Here is a 26,070-nt window from a genome sequence, read left to right as displayed (position 1 = left end):
CAGTGGGATTTTATGTAGAGGATAGAAAAAGGGGATGGAATCATGAAACATAATTACCCTGCCTTTTTTGAAACGGCATTTGACGAAGGGTATACGATAGAGCAGGATGGCTATTTATATCGGTTATTCCGCCAAGATATGGGCAAGCTTCAGGTGAAAACAGGAAAAATCGTGGCGAATGATCCGTTTGTCATGTTTGAGACGGAACCGTTTGAGGAGGTTTTCCCAAAGGGGAGCTTCTCCGTACAGCTCGCTATCGCGCAAGTTCAATCCCTGTCAAAGGAAGAGCAAACGGATGATTCTCTCGAGCCAGATGAACGGGTAGCATTGGCACGGATTGCCTTCTCAGACAAACCTGTCGTGTCTTGGAAAATGGCTGTTTGGGCAGAGTCAGATGTGTCACAGCTTGGCGAAGGAGAGTTTTTTGGTTACGGTGTGGATGCGGGTACAGGCTCGTTCATGGATGCAGAAGCTTGCGCACTTTTGGAACGAGAAATGGAGAAGGACGAGATGTTTTATGAGACGTTAACGAAGAAAATGGACCAAACGTATAAACACACGCGTAGTTGGGGTCTGATCGATATAGGGGAAGGCTGTAATGTCGCTATGTTTTCAACAGGATGGGGAGACGGTAGCTACGCGAGCTATATCGGTTACGATGCCGAGGGACAAATCGCACGATTGGTAACAGATTTTTACTTGTTAAATTGGATGGGAACGGCTGAAGAATAGAAGTTGGGGTAAACGGGGAAGGAAGAGAGAAGAAAAGCATATAAACGCCAAAGTAGAGTGCCTCCAGTGGCACTCTTTTTATTGGTTATTTTTTCTTATTTCGTTCAAGGTACTGCGCCAGGTTATTCAAGGTATTTTCGTACGATCTTTTTTTCGGTGTAGAGGTGATCGTTTTGGATTTTGGGATTACTTTGGTCATTTGGGGACCTCCGGGCGTTTTTAGTTATAGTGATCTTAATTATAATATAAATGAATTTACAATAAATGTAAATGGTGTTTTTTATTTAAAATGAATTTTTTTATTATTTATTATAATGAAATTTAAGTAGTATTATGCCGTTTATGTAGATGGATGATGAATGTCTTAGTGTGTTGTGAAGCTGATAAACATACTGGACAAGCTCCTTATTACTAATTAGGTTTTAGGTTTTTATGAGAGCAAGTTTCGGTAATACATGTATGTCATATGGCACCGATAGATGGGAAAAGCTATTTATTTTGCGTTATCTTTCAATTAGATCCATGTAAGAAGGAGTTTGTGACACCTAGCTTATAAGAACAGGTGAGTACCCCTTTCAGAAATTATGCATTTCATTTTGAGTCCGATAATATATATTATGTAAACTGATAAAAAGAGTAGAAATCGGTTAGGTGTAAATGTAATGGGATTTCTTGTACAGCGACACAATACTAATCCTATAAGCGACACAATAGTACTCCCATTAGCATATTTGTGTCGGGATTCCGATACAAATATGGCATCTTAAAATACAGTCCATTTTTTCGCGACACAAAAGTATTACCTTAATGTGCGATTTGCGACACAAAAATACCATCTTAAAGTGCAGTTTTAGACACAAAATTATTACCTTATGGTGAAGTGCTGCTTTTCATGATAACGTACCCTTTGAGGAATACACGATGCAAACTCCCAATTTGGTTGAAGATGAAGGATTTTACACTTTTCATTTCAGTTCATGAAATGGCTCTTTTATGAACTGAAAACGATTAAATTATTTAAAGTTTACATAACATCAAAAAATTGATTTTTTGTTCTTTAACGTTATTGGATCATCCATCCGGTATTACTTACTTACTTAACTTTTAGATAAACTTACTTTTTAGAATGAATGATCTACGCCCCATTATCTGCTCATAAACATTCAACGTCTTCAGTTTGTCATGCAGTTCGATGCTTACGCGGTCCTTACCCTGTTTTACCTCTCCCACAACGGTGTCGTCTATCTCATCACTGTTCTTGAAAGAGATAAAGTTACGTTTGTATGTCACCTGATCGCCGGTTACAGGATCGGTGGTTACAGGATCGGTGGCTGGTCTCCCTTCTCCATCAAACAACGGTGTATCCATTTGACCAAATTCTAGCAGGTCTGTAATGTCCCCGAATGCAATCTTCATGTATTTCGCGATGATGCGCTGAACCCTAAGTCCCATGTCATCAGCCATTGCTTCCTTTTCCCGGCTTGAATTTGAGTTTTCCCACAAGTTTTTTCCAACCAAAAGCATAAGCTGCCATCTTGTTGTAGCCGACGGCGATAGCTGCTCGGTTACCATTGAAGTCACGAAGGTATACCAAAACAAAGAGACGCTGTTTTTCGCATAATTCTGTTGACTCAGTTTTAACTGGGACAGACACCGCTTAGGCTATCTTTGGCTTGGGATCTTTTACGATAACATTACCTTTGCGAATAGTAACGTTACCATTTAGTTTCTCATCCCATTTGTCTTGATTTTTCAATTTGCATATAAGTGAGTCGATTACCCCGAACTGCTCTGCAATATCTTTAAGCATCAAGTTTCCACCACTTTCCAAATACAATGTTTCTGCTCTGTCTCTGTTGGGCCTACGAGCTCTAGCCATTACATCACCACCACCTTCTCTCTCAAATAAAAATGTCACTCTTTTACCAGTGACAACGTCGAGAGTATATTTCTTTAATAACGGATTACGCTTTAAAGGTGCTTTTGTTACGTACACGACATAGTCCTTGCTGTTCCAAATTGTATAGCTGCTATTTTGGAAAACTAGCATTCTTTACAAACCAATTTGAGCAACTTGGGGAAACCAGCTACAAATTTGAACATGAAAAAAACCCATAATTCAATAAGATTTACGGGTCACGAACGAAATCAAATGGCCTAACTAATTGTGTATGGCTTAACCAGCCGTGGGTTATAGGAAACACATCTGCAATTCCGTATCTATTATCAGTTTGTACACTATTGCAAATAATATACCTTGCAATCTATTTACCCCCACGCTAGTATAATTGTTTTGTTTTACCGAACAAGCTGTAAGGACAATTGGTGAAATTTCAGATAATAAAGTTGTTCTACAATCAACCGAAAACAATGCAGTAAAATCTCGCCTGCCAAGATCAAGCGCTGGATCAATAAATAGTAGTAAAAATGCATTGAACTCTTAGTTACTGCAATTATCTAGGTACCAGACTGTACTTAATCAACAGTGCCAGTTATGACAGATGCTATGGTTATCATTCTACGATTTTCATGTTCTACGATATCTACTGCAACTTCACCTTACAATGTTTCCATTTTTCTACGCTGAGTATTGATTTACTAGCTTGCTTGTACCGAATAATCGGCACAAACTTGTATTGAGATTTGAATACTTTATCTTGTTTGGACTTTACTTTCGCCTGCTACAAAAGCAAATCTTAATCCGTCATATTGTCTATTTTCATCATACAAATGAAGAGATAGATCAGCCTGGTCCCCTCTGCCTCGGAATAAAGCAAAACGGTTATCCATTATGGATAACCGTCAATATCTTATGAGTTTGTACTGACTAGATTCTACCTAATGCTCTATCAGCTTCTATTTGAAGTTGTATCGTTTTAGTTCCCATGTATTTCTGTGCAGTCCCTAGAATCGTTCTGTCATTTCCGAGTATTTCCAACACCGTTATTGAAAAAATGTTCTTTAAGTGAGCATCTTCGTCATTAGATACTTCTTCAAAATATTTAAAAATACTTTCTAACAAATTGATGTTCCTTTCTTCACTTAATAGTTTAATTATTTCAGGCATGAAGATGTCCTCAATTATGACAGTTTCTAGCACCTCACCGTAATCCGCGATTGATTTTCTATACGCGTCATCAGCTGACGGTAAGAAATCTAACATTACTTTCAAGAATTCTTCCGATTTTTTATTCATAACCACCAACTCCTCTATTTAAACAGTCTTATTGCATCCTCTAAATCATCCGTTAAAGCATCAAGTATATCTAAGTCATTAAGACCAAGTTTCCCGGATTTCCCTAGTTCATTTAACTGCTTTACCCGGTCCTTTGCTTTTTGTAGATGCTTTGAAGAACCTTCGTAAAACTCCTTTGTTAGTATATAAGCAGTTCCGCCATCCCCTTCTGTTGCACCTGGTCTATAAAGTTCATTTACTATATTTCTTAATTCTATATTTTCAACAGCAGATAACAATTTTTCTCTAGTAGAACCAGTAAATTCGGGCATTTTTTCTAAAAGTCTAGTAACTCTATTAATAGCACAATTATGCACCCATATACCAAGATTAGATACAAAGTAAGAATGAAAATTCGCTACTTCAAAATTATAAACTGTAGCTTCGCGCTTCTCATTCTCAATCTTATCTATTGCGAGTGTATTACCGTCGCTTGAAACAAGCAAATCATTAACTTTAAGATCTTTTACAAGCGTCCATCCTTTACCATTCAACCAAATTGGATGTTCAGCAGTAGCTTCAATGATCTCGTCGCCGATATAAATTTTATAAATTTCATCAGCTTGTTTTTGGAACAGCCCTACAACTTCTTTATAAGCTACCTCACCAGTCTCTTCATCTTTTGAAAGAACCTTATCCCCTACCTCGATTTCCTCAATAGGTTTCTCCCCTTCGTCTGTAAGAACCTTTGTTCCAGCAGTAAAACAATTACAATCATAGACATCATTAATTTCGTCAATTAATTCCTTAATTGTTTTACTTACTTTGACAGTGATAGTAGACCCGACACGCATGACACGTGTGGCCGCCCCCCCTGCAAGCGAAAAGATGATTGCATCGCCTTGCAGCATAAACTCAATTCTTCCCCCCGAGAAGTCTCGGTGTTCGTCTTTAATAGAATTGCTAACCAATCTCTTCGTTATTTTTCCTCTTTCAGTAATAGGTTCATAGTATGTTCCTTTATTTTTTGCATCTATTTCTTGTTGGGCAACTAGTCCGCTCCATCTGTTGGTAACTACCTCATACATAATTACGGACATCAGTAAATCTTTATCGTAAGAGCCTGTTTGTTTGCCATGATACATTTTCATGTTTTTAAGCGTTCTTTGCATCGTTTTAATGTCTTCGGTAGATACTTCCTGATTGTATGTCTTAACTAGCTCATCAATATTAAGAGTTTCTGTATCTTTTGCACTGACCAGTCTAAACCATGAATCAATTGTATACCTTTCTGCAACGTCTTTTGCTCGGATTTTTACAATGTAAGTTCCATTTTTTAAAGTTGGCTGGGTAGTCGGCATATTGATGGAACCATCCCACGTAAAGGTATGCTTCACATTCTTCGCCAAAAACCTTCTCGTTTCTAGGTAAACTACATGAGTTGGATTATCTTTAGGTACTACGGTAATGACCGTTTCCTGATGATCTTCGTAGTATTTCCATGAAATCGTTCCGACAATGTTTAAGGCTGGATCTATAGCCATATACCCCGTATCCCGTACTACTTTATGAAACTTTGTATGGTAGATGGGAGTTGGAGCAGTCTGTAACGAGCGTAGAGCCGCTCTTTTCTCTTTCCTTGGATTTTGCTTCCATACTTTCGCATAAAATACGCCTATGTCGCCTGGAATAAATAACACGTCTTCCTGATTCGCATAAAACGTCTGGAGCTCATTTCCGTCTTTATCTTCCAACGTTAGAATGTTGTTGTCGACATATAAATTCATATCGGCAATCTCATCCAGCGTAAGCTTGAAATAATCAACATCGTATGGTGAAGACAAACGGTCGGAATAAATCCCGTCCCATTCCGCTACGGTAGCTGTTTCACGAGAACTGTCGAAATCTGACTCTACTGTCATTCTGGTCAATAAATTTGCATTTGCCTTTGCGGTAAGCTTTACATAATACGTCGTATTCGGCGCAAGCTTAGCTTCCACCATGGAGAATAGCGAACCGAAAGGGCCATCATGATCATCATTTTGCACAATCACATTCTGCATGGCAGAATCGCTGTACAAGGTAAGAACCGTGTCTACCTCTCCACCGTTCTCTTGATACGGAGATGTAAACAAGCGATGCAATCCCTCTTTTTCTGTGGTGAACTGATAGATGACCTCTTTTGTATTCTTCGTCACATCGACGAAAGTGTTAACCGCTACATTCTCAATGATCGGGACTGGATCTGAAGTTACGACAAAATGCTCATAGGCCCCATAAAAAGTAATGGGATTATCATTGATGACTGTGGCGGTAAAGGTATGGCCAGCCCTAATTGCTTCACTCTTTGAGGTGCTTTTTTTATCAATATCTGTGATCTTACCGTCTGGACTCTTGACTTCAAAACGATAGGTATCGTAACGTGTAGCAGTTGTTTTGATTTTCGAACTTTTTTTACTCTGATTTAGAATGCTTACACTTTCATTCTTTAAAAGAGTTCGTTTTAACAAGGCGGGTTGCAAACTTTCACTTCTTGCTATAGTGCTTTCAAATCCGCTGAACGTCACTGGAGAAGCCGAAGTAACAGTTACAACTACCTTTCCACCTGCGGGAATTTCAAGTAAATCTTTAGAGAAATCACGTTCTAGACTATGACTGGTTCCATCTACTTCGTACATGGCATAATCAAATTTATTCCCAGACTCATATGTAACATTCGTCTTTATTTCTCGTGTTACAGCACTTTTGTTTACAAAAACATAAGATTGACCTTGTTGTACTTGTTGGTTAAATGTTAAAGAAACCGCTGACTCTTCTTTTAAGATGTCATAGTAACCTGCGAACGTAACCGGCAGTTCAGTGGTCACTGTTGCTGTCAGCTTCCCCCCTGGAGGTACGGATACTTGGAGTTGGGAAGTGTCGTTGGCCTCCATAGCAATAGAACCGTCACTCTTCATCACTTGATAAGTAAATTGATTTTTGTTGTAGGCCGCATCTGTTAGAACTTGTACGGTATCTTGACTTGTATTCCGAATCCCAATTGTTTCGTTTTTAACCGCTGTTCGTTTGAAAAGAGCAGGGGTAGGACTCACTCTTGCTTCCAATCCATCTTTAAAACCTTGGAATGTCACAGGTTTTAAAGATATGACGGTGACCACTACTCTACTGCCCGGAGGCATTGAAATTTGTCTTCCATTATCACTTGCAGACTGACGTGTTGGCGCTCCTTGATAGTACAAGGTATAATCGTATTTCTTATCCTGGGAGGAATAAGCATCTGTATCTAGATTCTGGTATTTGCTCGTACTCGTGTTTGTGAATACATAAGACTCGCCTTGATTCAGTTGAAGTTTAAAGCGTATCGAACTAGAACCATCCTCTTTAAAGAGGTCATAATATCCATAAAAGGTAACGCTCTGATCGGAGGAAATGGTAACCGTCAGCTTTCCACCTGCTGGTATCTCCAAGCTTGTCGCAGTTGCATCGTTTTGTTGTTTGACAACAGAACCAGTATTAGAGGCAATCTGATAACTGTATTTATTCCTACTTGACGCATTCGTTTCAATCTTCAATTCTTTCGTGCTTGTGTTTAAAAAGCTTACCGTCTCACTATTAAACACTTGGTGCTTAAAAAGTGCGGGATTTGCGCTGGGGCTTCTTTTTACACCTTTCTCAAATCCTTGGAAGGTCACAGGTATGGAAGACGTGACCGTGACGACCATTTTTCCACCGACTGGAATATACTTCGATCTCAAAGTTGTATCCAGGGCATACGAATTGCCAGTGCCGTCGCTATTATAGACGGTGTATTCAAATCGATTTCCTTTTGAAGAAGAAGCATTTGTTTCAATCTCTTGAATCTTTCCACTAACATTCGTAAAGATATAAGATTCGCCTTGTTTGACTTCTTGTTTGAATAGAAGATCTTCTACCTGTTCTTCTTTAAAATGATCAAAATATCCGTGGAATGTTACCGGATTATCTTTGGTTACTGTTGCAGTCAACGTCGCACCAGCTGGAACAGGTATGCTTCTTAAGGAGGAATTGTCCTGTTGGCTCACGATAGACCCATCACGACTTGTAACTTGGTAAGTAAATACTTTATTTGGGCCAGCATCTGTTAGCGCTTTAAGGTCGAATGAGCTTGTATTTCTCACACTGACTGTTTCATTTTTGGTAACCGTTCTTTCCCAAAGAGCAGGATCAACACTTGGGGTTCCGACAAAGATAGGATCATATACTTGGAACGTGATCGGCGTACTAGACTTAACCGTTACGACTATCTCTCCACCCGCGGAGACAGCATTCGATCTTGCATATGAATTAGCAGCCTGGGAATGTACTGTGCCATCGCTTTTGTAAATAGCAAAATCAAATCTCGTATCTGTCGAATACGCAGCATCGGTATCTAACCTTAATGTCTTTTCACTATTATTGACAAAACGATAGGACTCGCCTTGATTCAGTTTGTGACTGATGACAGTTCCATCGGAGGTGTCCTCTTCTTTGAAGATGTCATAATAACCACCAAATGTTACAGGATCATCAGATGTCGAAGTGGCTACAAACTTTCCACCTGCTGGAACGGAATAGGAAACTGTTGACGTATCGACAGCCTGTTTATAGATCGAACCATCATTGTTGAATATATGGTAACTGAATTTCTTTTTCGTACCACCAGTGTATTGAATGGACTCACTTTGTGAGCTTGTATTTACTGCAATAAACGTTTCATCTTTACTCAACGTTTTTTTAAATAAAGCGGGTTCTGATGCAGAATAATAGGTTGTCTTTTCTACATCTCCCGTAAACGTTACAGGAAATCCAGTAACCGTAACAACAAGCCTTCCATCTAGCGGGATCGACCTTGAAGTAGCAATGGAGTCTAGGTCATGAGCGACGCCCTCTCCCTCTGCATTGTACGCAGCATAGTCATACGTCCTACCATCACTTCTCGAAGTATCGGCCTTCAACGAAGAACTTGATTTAGGATTACTATTTTCAAAAACATAAGTCTCACCTTCGGAAATGGTTAGCTCGAATGTTTCCCCCGCAACTCGGCTCATCAGCTTGGGGATTTCCTCTTCTATTTCGTCAGTTTGTGATTCATCGGTTAATTCATCTACAGCAGGCTCTTCTGAAGAAGCATCTACCACTTCAACATTTACATTCGTCACTTTGTCTTTGTAAGTAGCAGTGAGCGTGGTTTTGCCCGGAGCTTGAGCAATGACCTTGCCTTCTTCGATACGAATCAATTCTTTGTGCTCGATTTCCCACGTGACAGATTGGGTTACATCTTCAACAACCTTATCTGCCCACAATGCCTTAACAAGTAAAACAACAGAGTCATCTACTCCCATTTGAATTTCGTCTGGAAGGATCGATAACGCTACTATTTCGTTTTCTGCTTCTAATTCTTCCTCGTTTTCTTGCTTTCTCTCGCCTAAGGGTAACTTACTATCTATAGACCCTTCGCCTTCTATTTCTGTTGTACTCGTTACACCTTCTGAAGATGTATTTTCATTTGATTCCGCTGTGTTCATTTGAATATCTGGATTCGTAGATGCATATGAAAGAGGTACTACCATATTCAATAGCACACTCAGCACTAGAAGCACGGACAAATATCTTTTCATGTTAATGTTCACTTTGCTCTCCTCATTGGTTAGGTTTCTACTAGTTTGACATTCGAGAACAGCGCTTAAGAAAATGGAGTTTTGTTCAATATACATTCAGTAGAAAGAGTCACTATCTCAGTAAAATACTTCGAAATTTAATAAACCCAAACTGAAAAATGATAGCTCCACGATCAATAATCAAATTCACCTACTCGAATATGTAATTTCGCTGTAATGTACCCTCTTACCAAATCAACTCATTAGGCCTTTTGATACAATTGAATCTACTGTCTACCCGACTTGAGCAGCACTGACTAATGACTAGAAACACAGAGATCACTATTGTTGTTAATCAAATACGATTCTGTTCACAATTACTACCTCACTTTCCATATTTTATTACGAGTAAAAATGATATCATTACTTGCTAATATACAAAATGGGTATAATGTCATATTTTCCATGTTGCACAATCGGGGATTTAGTCTATCACTTAATTAAAAACAATATTCTTCATAACCTAATTGCAAATAGTCTTTGAGCGTGTAATATGAACAATTGGTCCCAGCATTTGAGATAAGTGATTTGAGTAGAAATGACTTGCATTATGTAATTAATTGAGGAAAATAAGTAGGATCTTCAAGAGTTTTACAGAGAACAATTGGCTTTACTGCAAGAAATTTCATTGTACCAAAGTGTATTGCCTGCTACTATGAAAGCGGCAGATGAACTACCGGGAGCCACGGACAATGCAGCAGGCCAGATACGCAGCGTATTGATTAAAGCAGGGAATTAGCGAAAATTCTCCCGTATTTTTACCGAGTTTAGCCTTCTCGATCGCGTTTTACCTCCTGGTTAGGAAGAGTGTACTTGTACAAACTATGCAAAAAAGCAGCCGCTCCCATCAGCTTTACATGAAAAGGGCTACATTAAACAAATCAAGTTAAGATAGATCGGATTTAAACAGCTTCTCCTAAACCTCTCCTTTATTTATGTTATGGTCAATTATAACGAGATAGACACTTTATATAACAGGCGCCTATCTCGTTAGCATTCCGTATGTACTAAATGGTTGTTCACTAAGTAAGATCGAGTAAAAATACTATTTTCCTGTGACATGTGTCTGTTCACAATCATTTAGTTCTTTTTTGCACCATACTTTGGATCTGCACAATATATTCGTCCAGGAGCTGGCTCAACTCCACAACTTCTATATTGGAAAAACCTTTTACATTCGCAAGATCTATTAGCTGTCCTCGTAAATCTTCCATTTCTTTCTCTAAATCCTCCTGATTCTTTTCCAGCAGTGTCATACATCTGGGTTTAGGGGAAAGGGGTTCTACATCTAATTGGTCTATAGGAGAGACGACGATACATTCCAAAGAATCCAATTTTTTCACAGCTACAGACTATCATTCCTTCCTTTTTATGTATGTTAAGGACATTTTTACTATACTAGACTCTCCTAAAAACTCGGTATTGCAAAAATAAGGAAACATAAAAAAAGCCAGTACCTTTTGTAGGTACTGACCTTTGTCTACTCTATTTAACCGCCTACTCCATGTGTGTACATCTGTACTGTGCTTTTGGTATTAGATGATGTTTCAGTATTTGCGATACCGATGCACAGGCCAAAAACTAGCAAAAGCGATAACGAGTACGTCTTCAGCTTCATACTGTGAACCTCCCTATTATTTCTTGATAATTACGTTCGTGTTGCTCTGACGCGTGCTGACGGTACGCCCAAAACAGTGCTGTATTGCGCTTAAATGCTTGTTGATTATTCAACTGGTCAGCTAAGTCTAAGCAACATAGAATCTCATCGAGCGCTTTATTAATGCGCCCTTTCTTCAATTTATATTCGACTTTATAATACCTGAAATTGTAATGTCTGCCAATATTAACCGAACCTTTGTAATCAGAGAAACGCTTTATTTCTTCAGAATACCGATCCAGTTTATCATCAATATCAATGTCGTATTTACTAGCTGCCTCCATAATAGTTAAAAGTCCCGCTTGGATTTCAACTGGATATTTTGATAGAAACTCCAGATAATCAGGTAAAATAGCGGTTTCCCCCATCAGCAAACTATACGTGTATAAATTAGCTCTTGCCCAGATTCTGAACTTCTCAATTTCTTTTAACCCCACTTCATCCACGAGTTCAAACCATGCAAGATCTGCATAGCCTTGAACAAACTCTCTCGCTTCACTGTACAATCCTTGCATTTGTAATGCGACACCTTTTAAGAGATAACCTTGTCCATAATACACAACTAAATGACGGTCCGTTTTTAACGGTTCGCATACCTTGTTGTTTTTCCTTTTACGCAACTCATTATCATAGACTTTAAAAGATAAAGAGCGTAATTCGTCAGCGTAGATTTCCATATCACCCCAACTTTGCAACTCGAAGCACACAGTCGATAACTGAAGCAGCCCATCTACTTGGTAATTCTCAGGTAAGCGGTTTCGGTAAGGTTTAAATCTGATTACCGCCTCCCAATTTTCTTCAGCATTCGTTCCCTGGACTGTTGCTCGAAATAATCGATACTGACTGATAACAAAGCGGTCCGAGTGACTGTCCTTCTCATTATCAACTACGTGTTGATAGAACGGGACAGACTGAATTAGCTTTCCATTCGCAAAGAGCTGCTCTGCCACTGAAAAGAGGATACCCACATTCTTACGGTCATCCAGTAACTTAGAGACTACCTGCTGAATGCTATCATGTAGGCCAATTTCCGCACATCGAATAAGGTATGGTATCAATCGTGGTCTTGATACCTTTTCTTTTGTGAAGCACTCGCTTGTATACAAATCATATAGCCATCCAGAAGGCTGACCAAAAACCTTAGCCAGTGCGTCTAGTTGTCCTATCGTAATAGATCGTTTGCTCCGTACAATATCACTAAGGTGTCCATGATTAATACCAGACAGTTCTCCGAGCTTGCTTAGCGTATAACCGTTTTGCTTCTGAAGCCTATCAATCTCCGACCGCAACGACCGTTGCAATGTCTCTTGCAGCCTCATATACAAACACTCCTCTATTCCCTTAAAAGGTTCATTATTGTCCAGTAATGTTTACATTAAAACATTTAATCATACTCTCTTTTAGTTTACTTTTATTTGCAAAACAGAGAATACAACCGTTTGTAAAATACTGGAATCATGGTAATGCGTAAATTATAATTCGCCAAGTATAATGGATGATTAAAAATTCACGAACGGACTAACATAAGAGTAAATGGACTAAGGAGCTTCTCAACTTGAATCTATCTGACGCAAGGAAACAAAAAGGACTATCACAGGAGAAAGTAAGTCGGATCATAAATGTATCACTTAAACACTACCAAAACATCGAATATGGCATCACGATACCAACGGTTACGATTGCGCTTCACATTTGCGAAGTCCTCAACATCGATCCACGAGACGTTGACGAGTGGAAGGACAGACGTAAACCTAATTAAGTGGGGTATCCTATGAGAAATGTAATTTTTCAACTCTAAAGTTAAATAAGCAAAAAAGCCGGATTACCGTAGGGTAATTCGGCTTTAAATTTATCGCAAGTTCTAGTTGCGGACATATGCCTCAAGCAAAGCAATCATTTCTTGATTTCCCCTCCTTCTTGCTTCCTCCAACGGAGTCATAAAGGTGGATGGATAATCTGGGCCGTAAGGAGTCGAAAGATTCGGATTTGCTCCGTGATCCAATAACAACTTTGCTATGTCTACTCTATCATCCTGTACTACTCTCATTAGTGGTGATCGATGGTTCTGATAATTTAAATCAGGCTCAGCACCATACTTTAGTAACTCGGCCAACATGTCATAGTTGTCAATTGCCAAAGTGATCACTGAGTATTTTCCTTCCAGGTGATTTGGATTTGCTCCATGTTCAAGGAGGAGTTTAGCCATTTCCAAATGGCCATTACTAGCTGCGGCATGAATGGGACGACTCTTCCTTCCTACCTCCCCTTCTATGTATGCATTTGGGTCCATTCCAGCTTTCAAATATAACTTCACCTTGTCTATCTTATTATCCAGAGCTGAAGCATTAAAAGTTAAGGCGTCAAACCGACTCCAAGAATCATCTATTTCTTGTCTTGCCTGCCTTGCTTCTTCTGAAGCCAGTTGATCATCTGCAATGGCAACTATCTTATCACCCTTTGTAAGTCTAATTACTTGATCATAATCGAGATTCATCGATACTTCAGGTTGATTAGATTTATCATTTCCGGACTTGGCCACTTGATTAGATACTTCATCTTTAGCTTTACTTAAGCTTGGCGTTCCGTCTTGAGTTGGAACGTCAGGGTTTGGATTGATTTCCTTTTTCAGATTAGGCGCTTTATCCGCTGCGGTATTTTGGTTCTGAGCATTCGAATTTGAATTTGATGATAACGACTTACTCCCAGTCATGCTCTGGAAAACAATCGCCCATATGGATAAGCAAATAACAATAACTGACCCCAAAAGTAAACTTCGTTTCAATTTAATTGACATGTTTTCTGCCCTCCCGATAAAGTAGCAGGTAGATTATACCATAACCTTTACAGATTGACTCACCAAATACGATTCTCAACTGATGCATTCTAAGGCGTTATCAGTGATATCATGACCTCTTATTTTGTAAGTACAATTTTTCCTCAGTGCATAAAATACAACGCATTCTCCTTAAATCAAAAACGAGATAGCCTCTTGGAAAGGGGCTATCTCGCGGTATTTCCGTAGATAGTAATAAACAAAATACATACATGAACTGTATCTGAATTTCGTTAGAGAGCGAATTTCAGCAGAATGTGTACCTGGTAACCAAGGTCGTAACTGCTTCTTCTTATCCTTCCTTTGTGCCCTCTCCCCCACTCTTTTTACCATCAAAACCGCCCCCTTTTCAACCTGATCTCATGGACAGTGTCCCATGTCCGATGTCCCGTTACTTGCTAAATGGAGTGTACCGACAATAAGCGCGAGGCTTCCTTTACAGCTTTGTTATTCAACTCATTGCTTCCATACATAATGAAAAAGCGGATGAGCTCTGCTTCAGAGAACACATAATTTTGTTGCATGTGTTTCAAGTGTTCATCTTCCACGTACTCTTGGGTCATAGCATACAAATCGTATATCGCCTTTTGTTCAGATACATGCAGATAAGCGTAAGTTTTCTTGAAAGATTGAGCATAAGGTGAAAGCTGTTGCATGTGTTTTTGCAAATGATGGAAAAATGCTTTGGCAAATGGTAAGAACCCCTGAAGCATGGCATGTTCAATTCCAGTGATGATAAAGACCCTAGATATCGAAGGAATGTCTGTAGAAACGTATGTATCCTCGCCATTGTCTTCCCTTTCACGGTAATAGTTAACAGCATGTCTTAAGCGATCCAACTGATTATACTGCTTACTTTCAACTGAAAATTCTACTCGTTGATACCCATTGATAGCCCGATTAAACCAATTGAGCTTCATTAATATCCATACTCATTCAAGGCACATTAAAGTACTTAGCATTCTTTATATTATTTATAAGGTAATTATTCGAGAATAGACTCTCTATGTACTTGTTCCTCTACTAGTGAATGATCCGTTTTCATTTCAGTTCATGAAATGTCGATTTTATGAACTGAAAGTCATTATAACGAATTAAATAAATTTTACTGTGATTCAATTTTCAATTTGTGATGAAAAAATTGATTTTTTCATTCAACCTCTGTTTCCTTTTCTCACCAATCCTCCTCTCCATGACTATTTAATTGAACTAGTTATTCAGTCATGATCCTCCACCCTTTAGATGGTGCGGTCAGTAACCTTTTCAACAAGGCAACTATGCCTGTGTGGCCGCATCCATTCCAACTTAGTGTCCCATGCAGCTCATCCCCTCAAGTTGATATTTCCTGACAATGTGATTATTGACGAAGTTGAAGAAATCCCTTTCAGAGAGTTCTCCTCCTTCGTAATCATTTTTGCCAAACAGAAAGATGTCAATCGAGCGATTATCATCAAACTTCACACCAAGCGCAAGCTGCTCGATAGAAAGCTGTGATTCGACCATATAAGCGTGCTATAAATCGCAAAAATCATTATCACACTAGCGTTTTCTTGTTTTTTTGTTCTACATGCAATACACACTTTTAGTTGGTCCATAGAAATATGTAGAATCTATTAAACAAAATGTGACATAAAATGCTAAAATCAAGAATATATAGGGAACCCAACTAGGATGGGTCAAATCGCATACCCAACTCATTGTTCCTCCCCAATTGATTATGGTTTACAAGGTTTCCGATAAACAAGTAAGAAAGAGAGGATAAAAGATGAAAAAAAGAGTTAGATACCAAAAAAGATATGCATTCCTTGGTGCTGTAGCGGGATATTTCATAGCTTTACTTGCATCCACGATACTTCCGACTTTTATTATGTTAGCCATACCTTTGCTAACAACAGCCATAGGGTTTGTCTTTGCTGAAAAGAAAGAGCAGCAATTAAGTAGATTCACGGTACCAGAACCGGACCAGAGAATTACTTCTACTGAAGCGGAGAGTGAACAAACGAAAAGGGAACCGGAATCTACCTACTCCTCAGAAATACGAGAGTATCTTCAAATTATTAAGGAAATTGTTGTTAACGAAAATGACAAGCGCAACCTCGATGATGAAATTTCCGAAAAGACAACCAACCTTTGTTCTAAGATCGATACTCTCCTCCCCTACATAGAAACGCTCGGTAGTGCGCAAACGAAGCATGATATTAAAATGCTCGTTATGAAAGACTTGAATAGTGTCATCAACCCCTTCTTGAGGCTGAGTGTTGAAAACAAGTTGAATAATAGGCGTAAATTATTAGATGGTCTCCGTGACATTAACCTAAAGCTGAAAGTGATCTCTACATCCATTGAACAACACGACATCTATGAGTTGGAGAGAAAGCTTAATCTTATTACCGAAAAATATAATGCCAAAGAAATTTATTAATTACTGTTAAGGAGCGTGTTATAGTAATGACGACACAGGCTGTCCAATTAGTTAAACAAGAAGACATCATCAAGATCCAATCTGAAGCAGAAAATGTGGTACGCCAGCTGCAAACTGATAATCAAAGCCAGATGGATTCAATTTTTGAGCAGCTGGGTAATTTGGGTGAAAGCACCCAACGAAATGCCGCTGAATCTCTTGAAATTCTAAAACGACCTGTGAAAGATCTGATGGATGGGAAAAACAATGATATTCCCAATACACTCTTAAAGCTTCGTACTTGCACAGAAGAATTGAATCCTAATAAAATCTTTCAAAGCGGTGGGATCAGCAATCTTTTCAACAGAATCTTAGGGAAAAACCCAATTTCCACCTATATTCGAAAATATGAATCCGTTAGAACACAAATTGATAACATCATTGCCTCCTTGCTTAATGGCAGTGACAAGTTAAAAGAAGATGTCATTAACTTGAAATACATTAAGAAAAAATCCGGTGAAAATATTTATGAATTAGAAAAACGGATTTACTTCGGCAACAAGTTGCTTGAGATGCTTGAAGTCGAAAGCAATAAGCCTGAAAATCAACTTCGCAAACCCGAATTTGAAAAAGCGATGGTCAAAGTCGTAACAAGAGTAAAAAATATGAGTCAAATGATCAACATTTTACAACAATCCATCGCTTCTGTTGATGTTATTGCGGACAATAACGAAAAGTTGGATGAAGCTGTCTTTAACGCGATTACGATGACGCAAAACGTTGTCACGGTGTCCGCTGCAATTCAGTTGGCATTGAATAATCAGAAGAAGGTAATCGAAGCTGTACAAGGTACCAATCAAGCCATTGAGGATATGCTGGTAGCCAATGCTCAAAGCTTAAAACAGAATACACAAGAAATCACCTCGATGCTGGAGCAACCAAGTATCGCAATCAATAAACTACAGCAGGCATTTAATGATGTGTATAGTGCAATCCAAATTACCGAAGATTCAAATCGGAGAATTATCAATTCTAGTAAAAACTTCATCCAAGAGATGGATAAGCTCAATGCAGACATGAGAGTAAAACTCGGTATGGCAGATCCAAATCAACTTTCTGCACCAGCCAATCAGCCAACCTCACTTCTACAGTAAATAAACAAAAGAGGAAACCAAGTGATCGTTACGTGGTTTCCTCTTTTGTTTACCTCTTTTTGTTCGTTGAAATATTGTATCAGACAGAAGTATTTGACCCTATGCCCAACCAGGGCCGTAAAAGTATTATTACTATCGATATATGTTTTTTCCTGACATTCTTCTAAAAGTCCTTCCTTAGAAAATGACAAATTAATCTACCACATATAAATGATCCCTTACAGATTCAATGAAAGGCCCAATATCTTGAAGCATTTCACAATAATTTTTACTGTTTTTCATGCTCTCCAAAGATTCCTTATCTCTCCAAACACTTACGACACCGAAATAGGGATTGTTCGCTTCTAAGCTAGGTTCCATGAAGTAAACATCTACACATCCTGCGTCTTTGTTGATAGGAACAAGAACATTTCGTCCTATTTGGCGCAGTTTTTCCTCCATTCCCGTTTTGCTGCTGATCGTTACCACTCGAACATACATCTTCTTTCCTCCTTGTTCTAAAATCATTCGCTTTTAACGAATTGCACCTTTTAACCACGAATCCAACTTCATCAAATCATCAGTGGAACAGTTTGCGTTTAATTCTCTGTGTAAAGAAGCGATCGTTTGACGTTTTAATACAGTCTGCCAAGCATCCTCCGCTTCGTCCATCACATCGGATAGCAAGCAGGTGCTGTTTTCATTTAACTGCAACATCCCTTCTAAAATGCCCGTCGAACGATAGAGAGATTTCACGCCTTCTATTGCCATGAACACATCATAAATGGTGATGTCTTCTGGTGAAGCTTGCAGTCGAAAGCCGCCTTTTGCTCCAGGGACGGATAAAACAATCCCGGCCTGTACAAGTCTTCTCATTAACTTTTGCAAATAAGTTGGAGAGACGTGGAGCTGTTGACTTAGGGCTTCACCAGATAACATCGCCTGTCTAGGTAGTCGAGTTAGCACTAGAAGAGCATATACGGCCTGTTCGACGCCAGACTTCATATTCATGATTCATCATTTGTGTTGAACATCTGTTTTTGTTGAGCGATTTTCAATTTTTCTGGTGTCACATCATTACCCAACGGGTCTAATATAGTTAGCCCAGAAAATGTGTGCAAGACTTGGCCTCGGATGATTTTCAGATATTCTTGACGGAGTTGTTGTTGTTCTTCTTTTTCTTTTTGGGTTAAACCATCTTCGCGTTGTTTTTTCGCTAGGCTATTTATTCGTTTTAAAATCGGGATCATCACTTTTTCCACCTTTCAATTTATAGAAGTTCCTTTGCAAGCAACCGGTACGACTGCAATCTCGCCTCGTGACTATGACTGATTGTCCCAAGCACCGCTTCTGTAACCCCGTATTTTTCATCGTGTTCACGCAGCGTATTGGCAACATCTTTTGCACTTCCTACCAGGAAACGCTTGCGGTTGTGCTCAATCTGCATTTTGTCCATTTCGGTATAGGAATAATTCAATGCTTCTTCCGGTGAGAAGATTTGAAACGGCATGCCTTTATCCAGAAACAGCAAGTTCAGATCCAGGCTCACTGCGTGATATTCAGCTTCCTCTGTTGTTTCTGCCGCCATCACAAAATAGCCAACATTGATTTTGGGTGTCTCCATAAACGCTGATGGCGTGAAGTTCGTGCGATACGCTTCAAGCATGGGAGACTCTAATTGTCCACTGATAAACTGGGCAAAAGAGTAACCAATCCCGAATCTTCCTGCCTGTGCAGCGCTGCTTCCACTCGATCCCAACAGCCACACCTCTGGAACTGGTGCATCGACTGGTGCAGCCAATGTGCGACTATACACATGGTCTTCAGGCATCGTGTCCGTCATAAACATCATCGTTTCCATCAGCTTATCGTACTGGTTAAGCAAATTTGGTTGTCTTCCTTCGTGCAGGGCAAGCGTGGAGAACCGGTCTCCCCCTGGAGCACGACCCATACCGAAATCAATACGATTGGGATAAAGCGTTGCTAACGTTTTAAAAACCTCGGCCATTTTTAATGGAGAGTAGTGCATGAGCATAATTCCACCCGAACCAACGCGAATGTTGTTTGTCACGGAAGCAATGTGTGCAATCATGATCTCAGGTGAGGCGCTTGCCAAGTTTACAGCCCCATGATGCTCCGAGTACCAAATTCTGTTGTAGCCCAAATCATCCACGAGCCTCGCCAGCTCAATCGTATTTTGAAACGTTTGGGCAGAAGTTTGTCCGTTCGCTGTAGGTGTTTGATCCAAGACACTCAATTTCATAGTAAGACCTTCTTTCGTAGTTAATGAGGACATTTAATATCCGTAATTTTGTTTTATAAAATGACGACAAATCATGTATTTATCGAAAAGGCCCGATAGGTAAACCAAGCTACTCCTTTCAGGGAAACCGCCACATGACCATGCATGTGATGATATGTGGCGGTACTTCCAATTTATCTGTGATCGTTACTTGCCATTCCAGTACGTCACTTCGTCAACACCCAACCTTACAGTCGGGAACCCTGGTTGTGTTGCTTTGCCTACAGGAATCATAAGAATGTTCACCCAGTTATCTGGAACGTCAAATGCTTTTCGGAACTCTTCCGTGTTGTAACCAAGCATCGGTACAGTGTCGTATCCTCTTGCCTTTGCCGCGAGCATCAATTGCATCCCAACAAGACCTCCATCAAGGTGCTGCCACTCTCTCCATACTTGTTCACTCACTGTACCGTAGTACCCTTCCACACTTTCATTAATACTGTTTTTCACTTCCTCTGGCATAAAACCGGCTTCTACTGCTCTTTGATTGATTTTGTCTGCATTTTCCACGGTATAAGCGTTCATATCTCCTAGCACCACAATGACTGCGGATGCATCAACCACTTGACGTTGTCCCAATGCCATAGGAAGCAACTTTTCCTTGAGCGCCTTTTCTGTAAAAACCATAAAACGCCAAGGATTCAGATTTGTACCACTCGGAGCGAGCATTGCCTCTCCAATGAGTTCTTTGATTTCTTCCTCTGAGATTGTATAAGAAGGATCAAAAGTCCGAACAGAACGACGATCACGAATTACGTCATAAAAATTTGCTGTGCGATTTGCTGTTTTCATCATAACAGTACCTCCTACATATTTTTTGCATGATACTTCTATGGGTATAATGGTTATAGTCCCTATCCCTCATAACTTGGTGACGACCCTATTATGCAAGGAAAAGGAAATATTGCAAAGTACGCACTTTTACGTACTATAGGAACGCAAACGTGCTATAGGTACGTCGACGTACCTATATATTTATAAAGGAGTTAAAGGAAATGAAACAGTACAACAACAGACTGGAAGTCGTTTTAGAGGTAATTGGTGGAAAGTGGAAGGCTCATATTTTATATCACTTAACAAGGGGACCTATTCGAACAGGAGAATTAAAACGATTAGTAACGGGGATTTCACAAAAAATGCTCACGGTACAATTAAAAGAGCTTGAAAGAGACGGCTTGATCACCAGAAGAACATACGATCAAGTGCCGCCAAGAGTTGAATATGCCCTGACTGAATATGGTGAATCATTAAAAGAAGTTTTAAAAGTCCTATGTAATTGGGGCGGAGACTATCTGAAGCATCGTTATCCGAATGGTGAAGTGTCCGTAAAAAATCAGGATGACATTATTTGATGAACCTAACTGGTGTAACAGAAAGAGGAGCCGCATCCGCAGCTCCTTTTTTGGTCCACCGACGGTCCCTGAGTTTATGATATCCATTTCAGGCCGATCGCGGACACAAGAACTAGGCTGATGAATAAGATGCGTATCCACTCCTTCGGTTCTCCGAAAGCGAACATCCCCAGAATCGTGCTCCCCACTGTCCCAATACCTGTCCATACGGCGTAGGCTGTGCCCATGGAAATCCGCGTCATTGCGAACATCAACAACGAAAAGCTGGCTGTGAACGCTGCGACCAAAAGCAACCAAGATCCCCAACCGCTGCGCTTCGCAACATGTTTGATCGCAAGAACCCCAAGCACTTCACACAGACCGGCGGTCAACAACGCCATCCACTCCATTTTTATTCCCCCTCTTATTGCTTTCCTCACTTTGGGTCACCAGCTTGAGCCCGATCACACCTGCCAAAAGCGTCGCAATGAACACGAGCTTAAGCGGATGGACCGGCTCATTGAGGAGGAGGATTTCCGTCATCACGGTTCCCCCTGTACCCAGTCCTGTAAAAACCGCGTAAACCGTGCCGACGGGTAGTTTTTTCGCCGCGTCGATCAGAACCTTGAAGCTGTACAAAATCGCCGCGATGGTAATAATCCATTCCCACCACGTGGTTGCATGCTTCAACCCATATACCCATACCACCTCGAACATTCCAGCTAGTAGCAGAAACATCCACTCTTTTTGCAAGCCTTTCTTCCCCCTGTTGTTGTCGATTTCTTACCAACAGTGTAAATCAGACATCGCATAACGTATAATGATTGATATCGATGTATACATCATTTTTTTTGATACCTTGTGCGAAGGGATGGAAATGCAGATGGAATTAACGGATCTTAAAGTGTTTTTGGCCGTTGCGGCGGAAGGCAGCGTATCCGGGGCAGCAACAAAACTGGAATACGTCCAATCGAATGTGACAGCCCGGATTCGCAAGTTGGAAGCGGAGCTTGGCGTTCCGCTGTTTCACCGTCATCCCAAAGGGGTGAAGTTGACCGATAAAGGAACCGTCTTCCGGGATTACGCGCTCTCCATCGTAAATTTAGCCGATGAATCGGTGAAAGTGGTGCAAGAAAAGTCCTACCCGAGCGGCCACCTCGCGATCGGGATGATAGAGACAGTCACCTGCGGAAATTTTATGAACACACTGTCAGAGTTTCAAAACCGCTATCCGGATGTGTCTCTCTCCATTGTAACCGGCGTATCGCAGGAGCTTGCGTCCATGGTGCTGAATCATCAACTGGACGGGGCCTTCATAACAGGTGACGTAGAGTCACCTATGTTGACAACTGAGTACGTCATACAGGATGAACTGGTCTTGCTGAGCAAAGAAGCGGGGACCGATACTCTCGATATGAATAAGGTGAAATGGGCGGTTCATCCAAAGGGATGTCCATACCGCAAAGCGTTGGAAGCATGGCTCACGAGTAGAGAGATTCCTTTTGAAAACATGATTGAAATCAGCTCGCTAGAAACGCTCCTGAGCTGTGTCAAATCCGGGCTGGCGGCGACGCTGCTTCCGGCGACCATACTTTCGGGAGAATATCAAACCCTGGCGGCTCATCCCATTTCAGAGGAGTACGGCATGGCGACCAAAAGACTCGTACGCCGTAAGGACCGCTTCTCCAGCAAGGCCTTTGCCGCTTTTGCCGAGATGATCAATCAAAGAGGGCTGTAGGGACGGAATCTTCGCGATCCCGTCATTCCCACTATAGCCTTCAGATATTTACTTAAATATCAATCCATTTTTCTTGGAATGTAGAAGCAGAACCTCCCACCTGAACATATATAACATCACCTAAGTGAACAGATACATTTACAGTAATTTCTGAGGAGCTGTTCATTGTATACCCTTGTTCAAAAGTAAAGGTTCTTTCTCTGCTTTTTTTCTTGTCATTATATTTTACTAAGTAACAAGCTAAAGCAGCATTTGATGTACCGGTAGCACTTTCTTCAGGAATGTCGTATAAAGGTGCAAAGTTCCTACAATGAGCTGTGGAATCATGTAGGGTTTCTAGTGTAAATAAATGATACCCCGTTACATTATACTTTTTACTTATTTTAGTGATGTCTTCCATATCAGGGTCTATTTCTAATAAGTCTTTAAGACTTTTTACAGGTACAATGATGTCGCGTAAGCCTGTAGAAACAATTTGGATAGGCATATTAGGCATTAATTGGTCCTCATTTATACGTAATGATCCTATTATCTCTTTAGAAGGAAGTATTTCTAAAAAACTCGGGAGGTTTTGCTGTAAGAAAATCATCTGATTGTCATAAATTTGTACATGTAGTACCCCCGCTTTTGTTTCCGTGGTATAAATTCCTGGATGTACGATTCTGCTTTGAGCTAGTAAGGAAAAAGTTGCAACCGTGGCATGCCCACATACATCTACTTCTTCATTCGGTGTAAAATACCTAATTTTATAATCTGAATTTATAGAAGGGAATATAAAAGCAGTCTCTGAAAAACCTAATGTACTTGCGATAACTTGCATATCTTTCTCTGTGAGATCTTTTGTATCTAGAACTACTCCCGCAGGGTTTCCCCCTTCTCCGTTTTTAGTGAAAGCAGATAAAACGTATACTTTAGTTCTCAATGCATTTTCCTTCTTTCGTAATTTTTACATTGATTATTTCCTATGTTACAAAGTTTGGATAGCATTTCGTCAGAAATATTATTAATAATATGAACACTTTGCTTATTTAGCGTCTGAAAAAGGCAGCCTTTAAAGCTGCCTCAGATAAAAGTAAACACTCACTTAATTATTGGTGGCTGTATTCCATGTAACCAATCTAAAATAAATGGGGCTTGATGAGGGTTTAGGTTACTTGGCATATCCTTTTTATGTATGAATTGAAGTCGTGTACTTTCCTCATTTCCTTGAACTGTACCTTCGTATTTCGTCACGTGAAAAATGATCTGTACACTAAAAACTTTGTCTCCATTTGCATATTGAGCAAAGCCATTCTTTCCAGAATATATTCCAAACAACTTTATTTGACTGATTTGAAGATTCGTTTCCTCTAAAACTTCCCTTCTAACAGTCTCTTCGAATGTTTCCCCAATTTCCAGAAGGCCACCAGGAAGACCCCAAATATCTCTTTTTTGTTGTAGTAGAATTCGTCCAGAGTCGTCTTCAATTATTGCCCCACAGCCAACGGTTAATAGAGTTTCATGACCAATGTATTTTCTCATTGTTCCTATATAGTCATTCAAAACAACTTTACCTCCCATGTACTTTTTCCAAGCTGAATTCGTCATACTAAGCTGAACTCCTTGTTAGAATAATCTTGATCATGTTACTCGTTAATACTTGTTGATTTTTATCGATAATATTGCCTTTTGTCCTTTTCTTTTACGGATACTCTTAGTTTCCAAAGTTCTTGAGCCAATTGAAAAGCTTCTTTATCATTTCCTTTTTCAATGGCTATTCCCCTTGCTTTTAATAGAGCATTCGCAGCAGGAGATAGGTCAGGAGAATCCACAACCCATATTTTAAAATCATGTTGAAATGGATCGGTATCGCTCCAAGCATAATCATGTTTTCTAAATGCAGCACCTACTGTGCTTTTAGTAAGCTCTTGCTTAGAACGAAATAGTTCTTTTTCATCATTACCTAAAAACACCAATTGCTTTTTATCCATAAATACAAGGGAGATATCTTTCTTTTTGAAAAGAATTTCATCATCTCTAAGTTTACAGGTAACTTTATCATCGTATACAGACGTTTCTAAGCTTTCATGAAAAGAGAGTAGAGTCAAGGCAATGCCCGCAATCAAGCCAAGGATCATTGTAACAATGCCTACCCATGCTCCACTATAGGATGCAATGAGTTTTAAGGGCCCCTGGAAAGGGATCCAAGGCAAAGAACTGCCCCATTTAGCAATACTCGGAAGAAACCAGCCGAACACTAAGCCGATAAGAGGGAAACCAAGCCACAAGATAACCTTGTCCGTTTTTGAAAAATTTAATAATGTATGATTCTCACTCATTTAAAGTCTCCTTTTTTAGATAATACACTTGTAATGGTTTCTCTCCATACAGCTGAAACATCAAGTTCAATGCCAATCATCGGATAATTTGATAAGTTATCAAGTGTTAACGCTAATACACATGCTTTTTCACGTAAGCCTTTTGAATCAGTGTGACCAAATTCTTCACCTTTTTGTAGTAGTCTTAAAAAACCGTCAATAAAGCCTTCTTGTACGGCCTTAATTTTTAATCTGTACTCTTTATTATGGGAAGATTCTCGGTTTCCATATAAAAGAAACTCATTTAATACCTGTACAACAAGCATTTGTGTATCTGTAGTCTCTTCACCCAACAATTGCAAGCCGTCACTAATCATCTTCTCTACAAAATTATTTTTCGTATACTCATTAATCTGAAAATATTTTTCAAAACTATATCCTTCTAAAATCCAAGCGAATACAGCGTCTACTAGTTGTTCTTTCGAAGAGTAATAATAATAGATGGATGGCTTCTGTATGCCTACAGAATTAGCGATCATGGAAAGTGAAGCTTTTTCAATTCCATACTGTCCGATCAACCATGTGGTCGTTTCAAGAATTTTTTGTCGTGTTGCTTCGCTTTTATTCATTTCCTCACCATTTTCTACCTAACGTTAGTTAGATAATATCGCCTGATTTCGCTGATTGTCAAGATGATTCATTAGAGGATTTGCTTATCCACTATGCGTGGTTGTTTTATTCGCTTCCCAACATAAAAAGAAGCCGAGAGAATACGGAATAACTCCCTGCATTCTTC

General features: G+C 39.7%; 29 protein-coding genes. 7 read left to right on the top strand and 22 right to left on the bottom strand.

The genetic code is table 11. From position 1 onward, the window contains the following. Window positions 1-42 precede the first annotated feature (42 nt). Window positions 43-732 carry a DUF4241 domain-containing protein gene (locus HP398_RS03865; RefSeq protein WP_173621894.1) on the top strand — a complete coding sequence of 230 codons (690 nt, stop codon included), beginning with the start codon at window positions 43-45 and terminating at the stop codon, window positions 730-732. Between the two features lie 1,104 nt (window positions 733-1,836). On the opposite strand, the gene HP398_RS03860 is transcribed toward HP398_RS03865, so the two are convergent. From HP398_RS03860 to HP398_RS03840, 5 genes are all read right to left on the bottom strand, one after another. Then, window positions 1,837-2,184 carry a terminase small subunit gene (locus HP398_RS03860; protein ID WP_173621893.1) on the bottom strand — a complete coding sequence of 116 codons (348 nt, stop codon included), beginning with the start codon at window positions 2,182-2,184 and terminating at the stop codon, window positions 1,837-1,839. Window positions 2,185-2,188: 4 nt separating this feature from the next. Further along, window positions 2,189-2,386 carry a terminase small subunit gene (locus HP398_RS03855; RefSeq protein ID WP_173621892.1) on the bottom strand — a complete coding sequence of 66 codons (198 nt, stop codon included), beginning with the start codon at window positions 2,384-2,386 and terminating at the stop codon, window positions 2,189-2,191. A gap of 3 nt (window positions 2,387-2,389) precedes the next feature. Next, entirely contained in the window at window positions 2,390-2,728 is a 339-nt protein-coding gene (locus HP398_RS03850) for a phage terminase small subunit-related protein (protein WP_371736707.1), read from the bottom strand. An 831-nt stretch (window positions 2,729-3,559) separates the two neighbouring features. Beyond that, window positions 3,560-3,928: a DUF7674 family protein gene (locus HP398_RS03845; RefSeq protein WP_007726607.1), complete on the bottom strand. Its 369-nt coding sequence runs from the start codon at window positions 3,926-3,928 to the stop codon at window positions 3,560-3,562. Window positions 3,929-3,942: 14 nt separating this feature from the next. Then, complete coding sequence (locus HP398_RS03840; RefSeq protein ID WP_173621891.1) at window positions 3,943-9,555, bottom strand: polymorphic toxin-type HINT domain-containing protein; 5,613 nt, start codon at window positions 9,553-9,555, stop codon at window positions 3,943-3,945. 631 nt (window positions 9,556-10,186) lie between these two features. Here HP398_RS03840 and HP398_RS31120 point away from each other — a divergent pair. Further along, complete coding sequence (locus HP398_RS31120; protein WP_256436289.1) at window positions 10,187-10,321, top strand: hypothetical protein; 135 nt, start codon at window positions 10,187-10,189, stop codon at window positions 10,319-10,321. 337 nt (window positions 10,322-10,658) lie between these two features. Here the strand turns inward: HP398_RS31120 and HP398_RS03835 are convergent, their stop codons facing one another. The 3 genes from HP398_RS03835 to HP398_RS03830 all read right to left on the bottom strand — a co-directional run bounded on the left by HP398_RS03835 (window position 10,659) and on the right by HP398_RS03830 (window position 12,558). Beyond that, the gene (locus tag HP398_RS03835; protein WP_254613038.1) at window positions 10,659-10,925 is read right to left on the bottom strand and encodes a Spo0E family sporulation regulatory protein-aspartic acid phosphatase; all 267 of its coding nucleotides are present in this window, start codon (window positions 10,923-10,925) and stop codon (window positions 10,659-10,661) included. Between the two features lie 146 nt (window positions 10,926-11,071). Then, complete coding sequence (locus HP398_RS31115; protein WP_256436288.1) at window positions 11,072-11,200, bottom strand: hypothetical protein; 129 nt, start codon at window positions 11,198-11,200, stop codon at window positions 11,072-11,074. Further along, window positions 11,197-12,558 carry a helix-turn-helix domain-containing protein gene (locus tag HP398_RS03830; RefSeq protein ID WP_173621890.1) on the bottom strand — a complete coding sequence of 454 codons (1,362 nt, stop codon included), beginning with the start codon at window positions 12,556-12,558 and terminating at the stop codon, window positions 11,197-11,199. Before HP398_RS03830 ends, HP398_RS31115 begins: the two co-directional genes overlap by 4 nt. Before the next feature lie 236 nt (window positions 12,559-12,794). Between HP398_RS03830 and HP398_RS03825 the strand changes: the two genes are divergently transcribed. Then, window positions 12,795-12,998: a helix-turn-helix transcriptional regulator gene (locus HP398_RS03825; RefSeq protein ID WP_173621889.1), complete on the top strand. Its 204-nt coding sequence runs from the start codon at window positions 12,795-12,797 to the stop codon at window positions 12,996-12,998. A 102-nt stretch (window positions 12,999-13,100) separates the two neighbouring features. On the opposite strand, the gene HP398_RS03820 is transcribed toward HP398_RS03825, so the two are convergent. The 3 genes from HP398_RS03820 to HP398_RS30670 form a co-directional block, all read right to left on the bottom strand. Next, the gene (locus tag HP398_RS03820; protein WP_173621888.1) at window positions 13,101-14,033 is read right to left on the bottom strand and encodes an ankyrin repeat domain-containing protein; all 933 of its coding nucleotides are present in this window, start codon (window positions 14,031-14,033) and stop codon (window positions 13,101-13,103) included. Between the two features lie 437 nt (window positions 14,034-14,470). Beyond that, window positions 14,471-14,992, bottom strand: a complete 522-nt coding sequence (locus HP398_RS03815; protein ID WP_173621887.1) for a hypothetical protein — start codon at window positions 14,990-14,992, stop codon at window positions 14,471-14,473. A gap of 385 nt (window positions 14,993-15,377) precedes the next feature. Continuing rightward, window positions 15,378-15,575: a VWA domain-containing protein gene (locus tag HP398_RS30670; RefSeq protein ID WP_254475812.1), complete on the bottom strand. Its 198-nt coding sequence runs from the start codon at window positions 15,573-15,575 to the stop codon at window positions 15,378-15,380. Window positions 15,576-15,837: 262 nt separating this feature from the next. On the opposite strand from HP398_RS30670, the gene HP398_RS03810 reads away from it, so the two are divergent. Together HP398_RS03810 and HP398_RS03805 are read left to right on the top strand one after the other, a co-directional pair. Further along, window positions 15,838-16,494, top strand: coding sequence for a hypothetical protein (locus HP398_RS03810; RefSeq protein WP_017248599.1), 657 nt, complete (start codon window positions 15,838-15,840; stop codon window positions 16,492-16,494). 26 nt (window positions 16,495-16,520) lie between these two features. After that, window positions 16,521-17,627 carry a toxic anion resistance protein gene (locus HP398_RS03805; protein WP_173621886.1) on the top strand — a complete coding sequence of 369 codons (1,107 nt, stop codon included), beginning with the start codon at window positions 16,521-16,523 and terminating at the stop codon, window positions 17,625-17,627. Window positions 17,628-17,819: 192 nt separating this feature from the next. Here the strand turns inward: HP398_RS03805 and HP398_RS03800 are convergent, their stop codons facing one another. The 5 genes from HP398_RS03800 to HP398_RS03780 all read right to left on the bottom strand — a co-directional run bounded on the left by HP398_RS03800 (window position 17,820) and on the right by HP398_RS03780 (window position 20,703). Further along, a complete protein-coding gene (locus tag HP398_RS03800) occupies window positions 17,820-18,134 on the bottom strand; it encodes a putative quinol monooxygenase (protein ID WP_254475810.1) in 315 nt (104 codons plus the stop codon). A gap of 6 nt (window positions 18,135-18,140) precedes the next feature. Beyond that, the gene (locus HP398_RS03795; RefSeq protein WP_173621885.1) at window positions 18,141-18,617 is read right to left on the bottom strand and encodes an Rrf2 family transcriptional regulator; all 477 of its coding nucleotides are present in this window, start codon (window positions 18,615-18,617) and stop codon (window positions 18,141-18,143) included. Continuing rightward, window positions 18,614-18,856, bottom strand: a complete 243-nt coding sequence (locus HP398_RS03790; protein WP_017248595.1) for a DUF896 domain-containing protein — start codon at window positions 18,854-18,856, stop codon at window positions 18,614-18,616. Before HP398_RS03790 ends, HP398_RS03795 begins: the two co-directional genes overlap by 4 nt. Window positions 18,857-18,876: 20 nt before the next feature. Further along, entirely contained in the window at window positions 18,877-19,869 is a 993-nt protein-coding gene (locus tag HP398_RS03785; protein ID WP_017248594.1) for an LLM class flavin-dependent oxidoreductase, read from the bottom strand. Window positions 19,870-20,055: 186 nt separating this feature from the next. Continuing rightward, window positions 20,056-20,703: a nitroreductase family protein gene (locus tag HP398_RS03780; protein WP_017248593.1), complete on the bottom strand. Its 648-nt coding sequence runs from the start codon at window positions 20,701-20,703 to the stop codon at window positions 20,056-20,058. A gap of 200 nt (window positions 20,704-20,903) precedes the next feature. Between HP398_RS03780 and HP398_RS03775 the strand changes: the two genes are divergently transcribed. Beyond that, the gene (locus tag HP398_RS03775) at window positions 20,904-21,260 is read left to right on the top strand and encodes a winged helix-turn-helix transcriptional regulator (RefSeq protein ID WP_173621884.1); all 357 of its coding nucleotides are present in this window, start codon (window positions 20,904-20,906) and stop codon (window positions 21,258-21,260) included. A gap of 74 nt (window positions 21,261-21,334) precedes the next feature. Here HP398_RS03775 and HP398_RS03770 read toward each other — a convergent pair whose 3' ends face one another. Next, window positions 21,335-21,649, bottom strand: coding sequence for a DMT family transporter (locus HP398_RS03770; protein ID WP_173621883.1), 315 nt, complete (start codon window positions 21,647-21,649; stop codon window positions 21,335-21,337). Continuing rightward, the gene (locus tag HP398_RS03765) at window positions 21,612-21,992 is read right to left on the bottom strand and encodes a DMT family transporter (RefSeq protein WP_305852143.1); all 381 of its coding nucleotides are present in this window, start codon (window positions 21,990-21,992) and stop codon (window positions 21,612-21,614) included. The genes HP398_RS03770 and HP398_RS03765 overlap by 38 nt, the downstream gene beginning before the upstream one ends. Before the next feature lie 130 nt (window positions 21,993-22,122). Here HP398_RS03765 and HP398_RS03760 point away from each other — a divergent pair, with 130 nt between their 5' ends. After that, window positions 22,123-22,977, top strand: a complete 855-nt coding sequence (locus tag HP398_RS03760) for a LysR family transcriptional regulator (RefSeq protein WP_173621964.1) — start codon at window positions 22,123-22,125, stop codon at window positions 22,975-22,977. A gap of 52 nt (window positions 22,978-23,029) precedes the next feature. Here the strand turns inward: HP398_RS03760 and HP398_RS03755 are convergent, their stop codons facing one another. The 4 genes from HP398_RS03755 to HP398_RS03740 form a co-directional block, all read right to left on the bottom strand. Continuing rightward, window positions 23,030-23,899 (bottom strand): PhzF family phenazine biosynthesis protein, encoded by an 870-nt coding sequence (locus HP398_RS03755; protein WP_173621882.1) that lies wholly within the window; start codon window positions 23,897-23,899, stop codon window positions 23,030-23,032. Window positions 23,900-24,057: 158 nt separating this feature from the next. Further along, window positions 24,058-24,564 carry an NUDIX hydrolase gene (locus tag HP398_RS03750; RefSeq protein ID WP_173621881.1) on the bottom strand — a complete coding sequence of 169 codons (507 nt, stop codon included), beginning with the start codon at window positions 24,562-24,564 and terminating at the stop codon, window positions 24,058-24,060. Window positions 24,565-24,626: 62 nt separating this feature from the next. Then, a complete protein-coding gene (locus HP398_RS03745; protein ID WP_173621880.1) occupies window positions 24,627-25,295 on the bottom strand; it encodes a YqeB family protein in 669 nt (222 codons plus the stop codon). Beyond that, complete coding sequence (locus HP398_RS03740) at window positions 25,292-25,903, bottom strand: TetR/AcrR family transcriptional regulator (RefSeq protein ID WP_173621879.1); 612 nt, start codon at window positions 25,901-25,903, stop codon at window positions 25,292-25,294. The genes HP398_RS03745 and HP398_RS03740 overlap by 4 nt, the downstream gene beginning before the upstream one ends. Window positions 25,904-26,070: the final 167 nt, after the last annotated feature.

Origin of the sequence: Brevibacillus sp. HB1.4B, assembly GCF_013284285.1 — a bacterium.
Taxonomy (GTDB): Bacteria; Bacillota; Bacilli; order Brevibacillales; family Brevibacillaceae; genus Brevibacillus; species Brevibacillus porteri.
Note: the sequence above shows the minus strand (reverse complement) of the source record. Positions and strands in the feature narration are given on the sequence as shown.